This window comes from Stenotrophomonas terrae, from assembly GCF_001431465.1.
Taxonomy (GTDB): Bacteria; Pseudomonadota; Gammaproteobacteria; order Xanthomonadales; family Xanthomonadaceae; genus Stenotrophomonas; species Stenotrophomonas terrae.
The window spans coordinates 58,579-71,348 of the sequence record NZ_LDJJ01000002.1 but is presented as its reverse complement, the minus strand read 5'-3'; the positions used below and the strand labels follow the sequence as shown (position 1 = coordinate 71,348).

9 protein-coding genes and 2 tRNA genes are annotated in these 12,770 nt (G+C 64.1%); 2 read left to right on the top strand and 9 right to left on the bottom strand.

All coding sequences use genetic code 11. The features are described 5' to 3' along the window. The 8 genes from pgaB to ABB27_RS00345 form a co-directional block, all read right to left on the bottom strand. The gene (pgaB, locus tag ABB27_RS00380) at window positions 1–1,899 is read right to left on the bottom strand and encodes a poly-beta-1,6-N-acetyl-D-glucosamine N-deacetylase PgaB (RefSeq protein WP_057626138.1); all 1,899 of its coding nucleotides are present in this window, start codon (window positions 1,897–1,899) and stop codon (window positions 1–3) included. 1 nt (window position 1,900) lies between these two features. Next, window positions 1,901–3,934, bottom strand: a complete 2,034-nt coding sequence (gene pgaA, locus ABB27_RS00375) for a poly-beta-1,6 N-acetyl-D-glucosamine export porin PgaA (protein ID WP_057626136.1) — start codon at window positions 3,932–3,934, stop codon at window positions 1,901–1,903. A gap of 310 nt (window positions 3,935–4,244) precedes the next feature. Next, on the bottom strand, window positions 4,245–5,453 hold the full coding sequence (locus ABB27_RS00370; RefSeq protein WP_057626134.1) for a CynX/NimT family MFS transporter: 1,209 nt from the start codon (window positions 5,451–5,453) through the stop codon (window positions 4,245–4,247). A gap of 80 nt (window positions 5,454–5,533) precedes the next feature. Continuing rightward, a tRNA-Pro gene (locus tag ABB27_RS00365) sits at window positions 5,534–5,610 on the bottom strand. 159 nt (window positions 5,611–5,769) lie between these two features. Next, window positions 5,770–5,846, bottom strand: a tRNA-Pro gene (locus ABB27_RS00360). Window positions 5,847–5,906: 60 nt separating this feature from the next. Next, on the bottom strand, window positions 5,907–6,017 hold the full coding sequence (gene cydX, locus ABB27_RS00355) for a cytochrome bd-I oxidase subunit CydX (RefSeq protein WP_057626132.1): 111 nt from the start codon (window positions 6,015–6,017) through the stop codon (window positions 5,907–5,909). A 30-nt stretch (window positions 6,018–6,047) separates the two neighbouring features. Further along, window positions 6,048–7,199, bottom strand: coding sequence for a cytochrome d ubiquinol oxidase subunit II (cydB, locus tag ABB27_RS00350; protein WP_057626130.1), 1,152 nt, complete (start codon window positions 7,197–7,199; stop codon window positions 6,048–6,050). Between the two features lie 15 nt (window positions 7,200–7,214). Next, window positions 7,215–8,801: a cytochrome ubiquinol oxidase subunit I gene (locus tag ABB27_RS00345; RefSeq protein ID WP_057626128.1), complete on the bottom strand. Its 1,587-nt coding sequence runs from the start codon at window positions 8,799–8,801 to the stop codon at window positions 7,215–7,217. Between the two features lie 53 nt (window positions 8,802–8,854). Between ABB27_RS00345 and cydD the strand changes: the two genes are divergently transcribed. Further along, on the top strand, window positions 8,855–10,720 hold the full coding sequence (gene cydD, locus ABB27_RS00340; RefSeq protein WP_083491067.1) for a thiol reductant ABC exporter subunit CydD: 1,866 nt from the start codon (window positions 8,855–8,857) through the stop codon (window positions 10,718–10,720). Next, a complete protein-coding gene (gene cydC, locus ABB27_RS00335; RefSeq protein WP_057626124.1) occupies window positions 10,717–12,384 on the top strand; it encodes a thiol reductant ABC exporter subunit CydC in 1,668 nt (555 codons plus the stop codon). The genes cydD and cydC overlap by 4 nt, the downstream gene beginning before the upstream one ends. Window positions 12,385–12,453: 69 nt before the next feature. Here the strand turns inward: cydC and ABB27_RS00330 are convergent, their stop codons facing one another. Further along, complete coding sequence (locus ABB27_RS00330; protein WP_057626122.1) at window positions 12,454–12,726, bottom strand: hypothetical protein; 273 nt, start codon at window positions 12,724–12,726, stop codon at window positions 12,454–12,456. Window positions 12,727–12,770 lie beyond the last annotated feature (44 nt).

Below are 12,770 nucleotides of genomic sequence, written 5' to 3'. Positions count from 1 at the left end.
TCACTTCTCCTCGTACGGGAAGTTGCGCACCGACATCGCTGCGCGTGCATCTTCCAGTGCCGGCCGGTTGCCAATGAAGTCGTCCGGGTACCAGGCGATATGCTTGACCCCGGCAGCCTGCAGGCGGCGTATCTGCGCGCGCAGGCGTGCGCCGGGAATGGGTTGGCGCGTGCGCCAGTCCAGGGTCTGCAGTTCGAACAGGGTCTTGTTGAAGTCCGGATCGTGCTGTTTGACTGCAGTGACCAGCTGGTCAAGCCAGCGCTCGGGATGGCGGCTTTGTTCCATCCACGGCATCGCCATCAGTGCGGTGTGCGTGTAGGCCTGGTTGAACAGGTCCAGGCGCTGTGCGAACCAGGCCGCGCTGTTCGGCTGCAGCACCGGCCGTGCATACAGGTTGCGCACGGTGGCCAGCTTGGGGCGCCAGCGCTGCGCGGCATCGCGCAGTTCCAGGGTGAAGTCGATCAGCGCCTTGGTGCGCGCGCCCTCTTCGCCTTCTGCCGGCAGCTGCGCCAGCTCGGTGTCGCGCAGGTAGGCATCATCATGGAACAGCAGGCCTTCGAAGTAGGAGTTGATCGCCAGGTCTTCGTAGATGTCCTTGATGATGTGGTGCGCCTGCGGCTTGGTGAAATCCAGCCGGAAGATGCCGTCACGCTCCTTGCTGTGTATCTGCAGGGCACTGCGCTGGGCAGGGTCGGGCAGTTCATAGCCGAGCACCGGCAACCAGGCATAGACCTGCACTTCGGCACGGGTCTTGAGCTGCCAGGCAACGCGGTTGAACAGGTCCGCGCGCATCGGCAGGTGCCGGTTGGGGAAATACAGTGCGTCGGCCGAACCGTTGCCATCGGGGTCGGCAAAGGCCTGCAGATAGACATGGCTTGGGCCGATCCGCTTGACCCGCTCGATCAGCGCATCGAGATTGCGCGACTGCTGCTCTGGATCGGCGTCGTAGACCATGTCCAGGTCGATCTGCAGCGCCCGCACGTTCTCCAGCTGCATGTCGCGGCGCAGTTCGCGGGCAAGGTCGATGACGGTGGGGTTGTCCATCATCAGCAGGCGCGCCAGCCCGCTCAGGTTCTGGGTGACGGGGGTGCTGCGGCCTTCCAGATCGAAGGACACGCGCATGCCCAGATCGGCTGCGACCTGGTTGCTGAAGGCGTTGTAGGCGGCGTAGGGCCAGACGATGGCGCGCGGAGCAACGCCGGTGTTGTCGACGATGCGGCGCACGCTCAGCGACAGGTCATCGCGGATGCGCTTGGCATAGGCCTCGGCGGTTTCGTAGCGTGCCGTTGCCGGGTCGTAGATGCGGGTGATCGCCGCCGGTGTCGAGTTGCCCTGCGGATTGGATTGCACGCCGTGGTGCAGGTTGTCGGTGTGGCTGGCGATGTCGACCAGGCCGCTGGCCTGCATCTCGCGGATCTGTGCCCAGGTGAGGAAATCATCATGGGTGAAGAAACGATGCCCGTAGTCGATGCGGCGGTCTGCTGGCAGGTCCACGTAGTCGGTGATCACCGCCATCACTGCCGGGTAGTGATAGGCCTGCAGCAGCGGGAAGACCTTGTCGTAGGCGCTGCGCAGGCCGTCATCGAAGGTCAGCAACACCGGTTGCGGCGGCAGTGGCGGGCCGCCATGGGCCGCATCGATCAGCTGTGACAGCGAGACCGGGTGGTAGCCATGGCTGGACAGCCAATCCAGGTGGGCGGCGAAGTTCTGCGTGCTCACCGCATACAGATCAGGGTCGCCATGGTTGGCGACATCGTCGCGGATATCGTGATAGCTCAACACCAGCAGGCCGTTGTCTGCTGCATCCAGATCGATCGGCGACTGGGCGTAGGCCTTGCCGGTGATGCAGAACGCAGCCAACAGCCAGAAGGCGAGCAGTGCGAAGGAGGTGGTGCGCATGTCATTGTCCCCAGCGGAAGGCGGCATCAAGCCCGATGTGCTGCTCACGGCGCCCGTCGTACACGGGTCGTGACCAGTTCACGCCGTACTCCAGTACCCGGCCCAGACCCAACTGCCACTCGTGGCGGTATTCGGCGCGCGGAATCAACGCGGTGCCGTAGCCTTGCTGCCAGTAATTGGCTACGGCCAGCGTCAGTTGCTGGCGGAAGTGCTGGTCGTAGTGGCGCCAGGTCAGGTGATCCAGGCGCACCCCAGCCTCGGCGAAGGCGTCGCGCGAGGGATTGAAGTAGGGCACGTCGTCGCGGCTGCCGCGGCCCGCGTAGGCGTTGACTAGCCCATCGACGAGCAGGGTCGGGCTGGTGAACAGGCGTTGTTCGGTTCCAACCTCGGCAAGGTCGCGATCATTGCCGTCGCTGTAGTGGAAGCGGCTGAGCGCGAAGTTCCAGCGGCTGCGCTCGCTGCTGCGGTAGCGCGCGGCCAGGCTGGCGCTATTGGCGCTGATGCCGGCCGCACGTGCCTGCAACGAGGCTTCGGCGTCGTTGCGTACCATCGTGGCGGCAGCATGCCAGTAGTCGTTGAACTGCCAACCCAGGCCGAGCTGGGCACCCGTGCCCCCGATGCCGTCATTGGCATGGTTGAGCAGCAGTTCGGCGTCCAGTTGTGCATGGGCATAGCGCACGCCGCCACCGGTACGCAATGGTTTGAGGGTGCGCTGGGTGTAGTCGACGCTGCGGCGATCGGCAAACGCCACTATCCGCCAGCGATCATCGAGGACGGGCGACTGCAGTTCCACGCCGCTATGGCGGTCCTGGTCGCCCAATGGAGAATCGCCGCCGCTGCTGCGGCCGATGTTGCTATAGGCATACGCCTGCCAGCCGCGGTGCACGCGCCAGAGCTGGTGCATGCGTTGCACTTCAGGCTGATCGGGATGCAGGCGCTGCATGTCGTCGTGCAATGGCCGGGCCAGGTCATCGCGCTGCAGTTCCATCCAGGCTTCTTGCATGCCGAGCCGTGCAGGCAGTTCGCGCGGCTCCAGTGTGTGTGCCATCTGCTGGTATTGCAGGCCGCGCCGCGGCCAGCCACGCATCTGGTAGACCTTGCCCAGCGATGACAACAGGCCGCCGTTTGCAGGCGCTTTTTCCGCCAGGCCCTCAAGTTCACGCTGCGCAGTCGGCAGGTCGCCGCTGTAGGCGCGGACCATGGACAAGGTGATATCCGCGTCGTAGCGCGCCCAGTTCTGGAAGGATTGCTTGGCGCCTTCGCGGCGCAGGAACGGGGTTTCGGCATCGCGCCATTGTTGCAGCTGGGCGATCAGTGTCCGGGTCTGGCCGCTTTCCAGAAGGGCATAGGCCAGCTCGCTGCGGCTCTGGTCGCCATCCTGCAGCTTGTTGCGGGCAGCGGCCTGCAATACCGGAATGGCCTCGAGCGGGTGGCGGCTGGCCAGCAGTGAATCACCAACGGCTGGCAACACATAGTCCGGCGGGGTCAGGCCCTCGCGCACAAGATCGCGATATTCCTCGCGTACCTGCGCGTGCCGGGCAAGCCGGTTGAGCAGGATCAGCCGGTCATAGCGGATGCGCGGTGGTGCTGTGCGCGGCGACAGGCTGTCGGCATCCAGCAGTTGCTGCATGTGGGCCAGTGCCTGCTCGGCTTCGGCCAGCTGGGTCTGTTCGCTCTTGCCATAGGCAAGGCTCCATCCCACCAGCTTGGACAGATAGTTGGCATCCAGGCGTTGCTGCTGTGCCTTGTCGAACAGCGTGGGCCGTGCCTGTGCAAGCCGCCATGCCTGGGCCGCGTTGCCGATATCGGAAAGGGTCAGTACCTGCAGTTGGTAGAGCACGGCGTCTTGTGGCGAACGCTGCTGCAAGCGCTGTATCTCGGCAAGGGCCTGCAGCCATTGCCCTTGCTGCCGATACGCGGTTATCGATGCCAGCGTGGCATCTCCAATCGACGGTGCAGCCACTGCGTTGTTGTTGCCGGCGTATAGCGTTAGAGCCAAAGCGGCGCTCAGAGCGAGCGGTTTCCACACATCCATGAAAGACCCTGTAATCCATCAAGCCAGTACTCACAGCCAAAAAGCGTGACATGCATCACGTGATGAGGGGGTGGACTGCGATGAACAACAGGGTGGTAAATGCGGAGAAACAGCCGCTATTCGGCCTTCCGCGCGCCCTTCATTTACGGGCGGGAAGGGATTGCGAATGCGATGTGAAGCCTCTGTACCGGTTACGCAATGGGTACTCGGCTTTGAGTACGCTTGTCGTGCCACGCAAGGATATGAGCGCGCTTGTGCATGCCGCGCTCAGCAAGGCACCCGTGCGCGGATGCTCACGGGTGTCAGTGTTTTACCAATGGTCTTCGAGCTGCTGTGGCTTGCACGCAAACCAGGCTGCGGTCAGTAATATTGCCGAGCACACTGCAAGGAAGCCGAACGACCAAGCCCAGCCATTGCTGGCCCCATGCAGCCAGCCGAACAGCAGCGGGCCGAGGCTGGCCAGGCTGTAGCCAACGCCCTGCATGAAGCCGGACAGGGCCGCCGAACCGGCCTGGCTGCGGGTACGCAGATTGATCAGGGTTAGACCCAACGGGAAGGTGGATGGGCCGAGGCCGGCGATCACCGCCCATAGCAGTGGCGCGCTCATCGGTGCCCACAGCAGGCCGGCGAACGCGACAAGGTTCAGTACGAACACCATCACCGCAATCGGGAATGGATTGCGCATGCGTACCGCCAGCGCAGGCACCAGCAGGGATGGCAGCAGGCCGATGGCCGAGTACACCGCCACCATCACGCCGCCAAAGGATTCGCTGGCACCGGCTTCCACCATCACCTTGGGCAGCCAGGTGAACAGCGAATAGGTGCCCAGCGAGGTCATGCCGAACATCAGTGCCATGCCCCAACCCAGCTGCGTCTTCCACACGCGGCCGGCGGCATGTTCGGTATTCGTGCTGCTTGTCTCTACGCGCGGGGCGCTGCGTGCCAGCAGGATCCACGGCAGCAGGGCCGCCACCGACAACAACGACCACATGCCCAGCGAGACCCGCCAGTCAAACTGGTCGGCGACGGGCACTGCAAGCAGTGCGGGCACCATCGTGCCGGCCTGCAGTACCGAGATATAGACCGTGCTCAGCGTGCCAACGCGGTCGGCGAAATAGCGTTTCACCAGCGGTGGCACGACGACATTGCCCATGCCCATGCCGGCCAGCGCGATGGCAGAACCCAACAGCAACATGCCGACATTGTCGGAGAAGGCGCGCAGCAGCAGGCCAATGGTGGCCAGCACCATGGTCAGCACGGCGGTACGTTCCAGGCCGATGGCGCGGGTGATGCGTGGCGTGGCCAGGCCGAACACGGCAAAGGCGGCGGTCGGCATCATGCCGAGCACGCCGGTCATAGTGCTGCCGAAATCAAAGACGTGGCCGAGCCGGTCCAGCAAGGGCGTCAGCGAGGTAACCGCGCTGCGCAGGTTGGCCGAGACCAGCACGATGGCGACAAACGCCAGCAGGCGGCCCTTGAACAGGGGGTGCCGAATGAGGGAGGGGGCGGGCGTGGACATGGCTTACTCCGACGCGGTGGGTGGCGTCGCTTGAAACCCACCAAAAACAAAAGCCGACCAGAGGCCGGCTTTTGTCAAATTGGTCGGGGAGACAGGATTCGAACCTGCGACCTCTACGTCCCGAACGTAGCGCTCTACCAGACTGAGCTACACCCCGAAGGAGCCGCCTATGATAGCGGTGAACCTCGTGCCCTGCAAGTTATTTTGTTCAGCCAACGCTGCCTGCAGGGCGTGGTGCGTTGACTTCCGACAACTGTGTGCCGGCGAATAAAAAGCCTGGACAACGTTGCCGTTGTTCCAGGCTAGTTCCGACCCTTGGTCGGGGAGACAGGATTCGAACCTGCGACCTCTACGTCCCGAACGTAGCGCTCTACCAGACTGAGCTACACCCCGCGAAGGGAGCCGGAAAGATACGCTCAGTCCGGCGTTTTGGCAATACCTTCACACGGTTTTTTAGCGGTTTGCATCGATCTTGTTTGCTTCGCGCGCTTCAAACCACATGCCGTTGAGGATGGCGACCGTCGCAGCGAGGCCTGCACCCAGAATCCAAGCGAAATACCACATGAGTTGTCTCCTTGATGTTGTCGTTGCGGATCAGTAGGCGTTCGGGTTTTCACCCATTTCTTCCAGCGTGGTCTTGCCCTTCATGACGCGGTACACCCAGCTGGTGTAGGCAATGATGATTGGCAGGAACAGGCCGGTTGCCAGCAGCATCACCCACAGCGTCAGGTGGCTGGAGGATGCATCCCACAGCGTCAGGCTCGAGCCCGGGCTGGTGGAGGAGGGCAGCAGGAACGGGAAGATCGCAAAGCCGACGGTAAGGATGATGCCGGCAATGGAAGCGCCCGAGGCAAGGAAGGCCAGGCCACCACGACGCTTGCGCAGCAACACCGCACTGGCCAACGCACCGAGCAGGCCCACCACCGGCGCCAGGATCGTGGCCGGCATCGTGCTGTAGTTGTGCAGCCAGCCACCCGCGGCGGAGAACTCAGCGGTCTTCAGCAGTGGATTGCTTGCCCCGTCGGTAACCACCTGCGAGGTGATCTGGTAACCCGGCAGGCCGAAGGCAACCCAGGCACCCGCAAGTGCGAACAGCACGAACGAGGCAATGGCGGCGATGCTGCCGATTTTCGCCGAACGCTCGGCGACCGGGCCGCTGGTCTTGAGTACCAGCATTGCCGCGCCGTGCGAGACCAGCATTGCCACGCTGACCAGGCCAGCGAGCAGTGCGAACGGGGTCAGCAGGCCCAGCAGGTTGCCGGTATAGAACACGCGCTGGGTGTCGTCGAAGTGATACGGCACGCCCAGCAGCACGTTGCCAACGGCCACGCCCATGATCAGCGCCGGGATGAAGCCGCCGACAAACAGCGCCTTGTCCCAGTTGTTGCGCCAGCGCTGGGAAGGCAGCTTGCTGCGGTACTTGAAGCCGACCGGGCGCAGGATCAGTGCGAACAGGATCAGGAACATCGCCAGGTAGAAGCCGGAGAAGCTCACCGCATACAGCGGCGGCCAGGCGGCGAAGATCGCACCGCCACCGAGCACCAGCCACACCTGGTTGCCTTCCCAGACCGGGCCGATGGTGTTGATCACCAGGCGGCGTTCTTCATCGGTCTTGGCCACGAACGGCAGCAAGGTGCCAACGCCCAGATCGAAACCGTCCATTACCGCGAAGCCGATCAGCAGGATGCCCAACAGCAACCACCAGATCACGCGTAGCGTTGTGTAGTCCAGAAGAATGAATTCCATGAGTGTTCTCCTGCCTTATGCCTGGCCGTTGCCGGGGGCATTGGCGTGGTGGGTTGCGACGGCCGGGTGCTGCAGCGAGGGCAGGATTTCGTCCGGGCCCTTGCGGATGGCCTTGAGCATCAGCTTGACTTCGATCACCAGCAGCACCGTGTACAGCGCGGTGAAGCCGATCAGCGTTGCCAGGATTTCGTAAACGGCCAGCCCGGAAGCGGCATAGAAGGTCGGCAGCACGCCATCCACCGCCCACGGCTGACGGCCGTACTCGGCGATGAACCAACCGCATTCAATGGCGATCCACGGTGCCGGCAGCGACCACAGGGCCACCCGCAGGAAGGTGCGCTTGTGCTCGAAGTTGTTGCGGCACGAGTAATAGAAGGCCAGCGCGAAGAAGCCGATCATGTAGATGCCGAGGCCAACCATGACGCGGAAGGTCCAGAACAGCGGGCCAACCGTGGGCACCGTGTCCAGCGCGGCCTGGGCAATCTGCTCAGGGGTGGCGTTCTCGATGTCGTCGCGGTAACGCTTGAGCAGCAGGCCGTGGCCCAGATCCTGCCAATGACGGTCAAAGATCTCGCGGGCTTCGACGTCGCTCTTGTCGGCGCGGATGCGCTCCAGTGCGGCGTAGGCGATCTGGCCACCCTTGACGCGACCTTCGGCCTGCTTGACCAGGTCCAGGATGCCGGGGATTTCCTCGTCCAGCGAACGCGTGGCGATCAGGCCCATCACGTACGGAATCTGCACTTCGAAATCGTTGCGCTGTTCCTGCTGGTTCGGGATGCCGAAGGCAGTGAACGGTGCCGGTGCCGGATGGGTGTGCCACATGCCTTCGATGGCGGCCAGCTTCATCTTCTGGTTTTCCGCCGTGGCATAGCCGGATTCATCACCCAGCACGGCCACCGAGATCGATGCCAGCAGGCCGAAGGCCGAGGCCACCGCGAACGAGCGGCGGGCAATTTCGCGGTGCTTGCCGCGCAGCATGAAGAACGCCGAGATCGACATCACGAACATCGCGCCAGCCACGTAACCGGCCGAAACGGTGTGCACGAACTTGGCCTGGGCTACCGGGTTCAACAGCACGGCGGCGAAATCCACCACTTCCATGCGCATCGTTTCCGGGTTGAACACCGCACCCACCGGGTACTGCATCCAGCCGTTGGCGATCAGGATCCACAAGGCCGACAGATTGGTGCCCAGCGCCATCAGCCAGGTCACGGTCAAATGCTGCACCTTGGACAGGCGGCCCCAGCCGAAGAAGAACAGGCCGATGAAGGTCGCTTCCAGGAAGAACGCCATCAGCCCCTCGATGGCCAGCGGCGCACCGAAGATGTCACCCACATAGTGGCTGTAATAGGACCAGTTCATGCCGAACTGGAACTCCATCACGATGCCGGTACCCACACCCATGGCGAAGTTGATGCCGAACAGCACGCCCCAGAACAGGGTCATCCGGCGCCAGACATCCTTGCCGGTCATCACATAGACGCTCTCCATGATCGCGATCATGAAAGAGAGCCCCAGCGTGAGCGGGACGAAAATGAAGTGGTACATCGCGGTCAGCGCGAACTGTAGACGTGACAGTTCTACGACTGTTGAGTCGATCATGGCCTGGTTACCTCGTGGGAATTGGGCGTCATGGTGTGGCGGGAAGGGGTTCTATGCCGGCGATACTCCCTGTTCATCCCTGCCAATGCCTTGATCTGGATCAATGTGGGCTGGCTGTCCAACGCCGATGGTGCGGGACCGGCAGGCGGGGTACGGCTTGCTTACAATCACGTAGTTCTCCTTCACCTGAGTTATCAGTCTTGAGCGAAGTTCCACATTCCAACGCAGCGCAGCAGCAACGCCGCCAGCAACAGCAATGGCTGGCGACTCTGGCGTCCGGTGCCCGTACCCAGCAGCGTTTGGCGGCCTTGGCCGTCTGTGCTTCCGGTGCGCTGCTGATCGTGCAGGCGGGCGCCATTGCCTGGCTTATCCAGAGCATAGTCGTGGAACAACTGAATTGGGTACAGGTAATTCGCGGTTTCTGGGTATTGGCAGTAGTTCTACTGCTGCGCAGCCTGCTCGGCGGGCTGGCACAGACCGCCGCCGGCAAGGTTGCCGATACCGCCAAGCTGGCCTTGCGCGAACAGGTGTACCGGCGGTTGATGGCGCGCGGACCGTTGTGGCTGCGGCGTCAGCGCAGCGGCGAGCTGGGCGAGCTGCTGCTGTCACATGGCGACGCCATCGAGGGTTATTACGCCGGTTTCCAGCCGGTGCGGGTGGAAGTAGTGGTGGTGCCGCTGCTGATTGCCGCGGCCGTGGCCTATGTGGACTGGGTGGTGGCGCTGATCTTCATCTTCACTGCGCCGCTGGTGCCGTTCTTCATGATGCTGGTGGGTTGGGGCGCCGAAGCTGCCGGCCGCGCCCAGCTCGGTGAGCTGGCGCGCATGAGCGGCCACTTTGCCGACCGCATCAAGGGGCTGGGGCTACTGCGCCTGTATGGCCGTGGTGAGGCCGAGCTGGAAGGTGTTGCCGCTGCTGCTGATGGCGTGCGCGAGCGGACCATGAAGGTGCTGCGCATCGCCTTCCTGTCCTCGACCGTGCTGGAATTCTTCGCCTCGGTAAGTGTCGCGATGGTGGCCCTGTACCTGGGCCTGAGCTATCTGGGCCTGATGTCGCTGCATGCGGTGGTGCCGACCCTGGGCACCGGCATGTTCTGCCTGCTGCTGGCACCGGAGTTCTATGCGCCGCTGCGGCGTCTGGCCGCGCATTACCACGACCGTGCCAATGCGCTGGCAGCGGCGGCCGAGGTCGAACGTCTGCTGGCCGATGACCAGGATGCAACAGCAGCCACCACCGTCGCAGCGCCATTGGTGGCACCGGAGCCGGCGCAACTGCATGCCCCGTTGGTTTCGGTGCAGGCCGCAACGCTGCGGCCACAGGGCGCGGCACATGATGTAGTGCGCGGGTTCTCGCTGGAGATCGGCGACGGCCAACGGCTAGCCCTGGTTGGCCCCAGTGGCAGTGGCAAGAGCACCTTGCTGGAAGCGCTGGCGGGCTGGCTGCCGCCACGCGAAGGCCGCATCGTGGTGCGCGATGGTGTGCGGATCGGCTATGCCGGGCAGCGGCCCTATCTGTTCCATGGCTCGATTGCCGACAACCTGCGCCTGGCCGACCCTGCTGTCAGCGCGGTGCGGTTGCAGGCGGTGGCCGAAGTGGCCCAGGTGATGCGCTTTGCCCAGCACCTGCCGCTGGGTCTGGATACGGTGATCGGCGAACGCGGCTTCGGCCTGTCCGGCGGTGAAGCACGGCGGATAGGCTTGGCGCGGCTGTTGCTGCTGGAGCCGGACCTGTTCCTGCTCGATGAGCCCACGGCCTTTCTCGATCCGCAGACCGAAGCTGACCTGCTGCAGGCCCTGGCCGCGCATACGCGTGGCCGCACCGTGTTGATGGCCACCCACAGCGAGGTGGCAATGCGCTGGGCCGACCAGGTCATCGAACTGCAGGCCTCGGTGCAGCAGGCGCAGGGAGGGAACGCATGAAGCCACAGACCATGCGTGATGTGTTCAAGCGCCATCGCTGGCGCCTGCTGCTGGCAACCTTGCTGCTGTTCACCACCATGTTGGCCGGGGTTGGCCTGCTCGGGCTGTCCGGCGGCTTCCTCACTGCTGCGGCGCTGGCTGGCGCCTTGGGCATGGGCAGCACCTTCAACTTCTTCTCGCCCTCGGCCGGCATTCGTGCGTTGACGATGGCGCGCATTGTTTCGCGCTATTTCGAAAAGCTGGTCGGCCACGATGCAACCCTGCGCATCGCCCGCGACCTGCGTGTGTGGTTCTTCCAGCGTGCACTGCCGTTGGCACCCGCGCGCCTGGGCAGCAGCCGTACCGGCGAACTGCTGGCACGGCTGATCACCGACATCGGTGAAGTCGATGGCTTGATGGTGCGTGCCATCAGTCCCTTGCTGGCCTTGGCTGGCATCGCGCTGGCAACGGTGCTGGCTGCGGGCCTGATTTATTGGCCGGCGGCCGTGCTGTTGCTGCTGCTGGCGCTGCTGGTCGGCATTGGCGTGCCGGTATTTGCGGTGCGCCGCGGCGATGCGGTCGAGGCCAAGCGCGCACAACAGCGCGCCAGCCTGCGCACGCTGGCGTTTGAAGGGCTGGAAGGCGTGGCCGACCTGACCGCGCTGGATGCGCGCGACGACTGGACCCTGCGCGTGGATGCAGCAGCGCAGCAGCTGGCGCGCAGCGACCAACGTCGTCGTCGTCGGCTGATCGGCGGCAACGTACTGCATTCGTCCATCGCCGGGCTGGGCTTGTTGGCGATGTTGTGGCTGGCCCTGTCTGCGTTTCAGGCGGGCCAGGTGCAAGCAGCATTCGCGGCTACGCTGGTATTCCTGACCGTGGCCCTGCTGGAAGTGGCTGCAGGCAGCGGCATTGCCTGGCAGGCCTTGCAGTCGGCGCGGGTCGCCGGCAAGCGGCTGCGGCAGATCGTCGACCAGCCGCCGGCCGTGCAGGAGCCTGCGCAGCCGCACACGGTGCCGGAATGCGCGGTTGCGGTGACATTCGAGCAGGTGGTGTTTGCCTGGCCGGGCGAAACGCGGCGCTTGCTGGATGGTGTGGACCTGCAGCTGGTACCGGGGGATCGCATCGCGATCCGCGGCGACAGCGGCTGCGGCAAGACCACCTTGTCGGCCTTGCTGCTGCGGCTGTGGGATCCGCAGCAAGGCAGCGTGCGCTTTGGTGGCGTGGACCTTCGTGAGTTCGCCCAGGATCAGTGGTATCGGCAGATTGCCTGGTTGCCACAGGGCGCACCGGTGTTTGCCGGCAGCATTGCCGAGAACCTGCGTCTGGGTGATCCACAGGCCAGCGACGCTGCGCTATGGGACGTGCTGGCGCAGGTGCGACTGGGTGACTGGGCGCAGCAGCAAGGCGGGCTTGAGGCCTGGGTTGGCGAGAATGGCGCCACCATGTCGGCGGGCCAGGCGCGGCGTTTGGCCTTGGCGCGAGCCTTGCTGCGCAATGCACCAATCATGGTGCTGGATGAACCCACCGAAGGCCTGGATGTGGATACCGCGCATGCCTTGCTGGTTGATCTTGCCGCCGCCGTTGGCCAGCGCAGCCTGTTGATGATCACCCACGACCGCTTGCCCGAAGGGGTGGTGCAGCGTGAGTACCGCTTGCAGCAGGGGCGTTTGGACCTGCAATAAGCCACGGCGACAGCGGGGCCAACAGGCTCCGCTGTCATTGCGGCTGCACAACACCCCAACGCGTGGCCATCAACGGCCTGCGCTGCGGCGCAAACGCTGGAAACAGTAAGCAGCGATGCAAGCGACCGGCACGCTCACCAGCGGGCCGATCAGGAAGGCAAGACCGTCCTGCGCATCGCGGTGGCCGGTCACGTCCCAGACAAAGCGCAGGCCAAGCCAGGGCGCGAGCAGGCCGCCCAACAGGGCGGCAATCACAACGGCAAGCCAGGCCTGCCGGCAAACCCTGCTGGCAATCCAGCCGAAGCCAATACTGACGGCAGTTGTCACAAGCCAGAAGGTCATGGCGTTTGGGTTCCCGTGTGGCGGAGGATGCGGATCAAGGATGC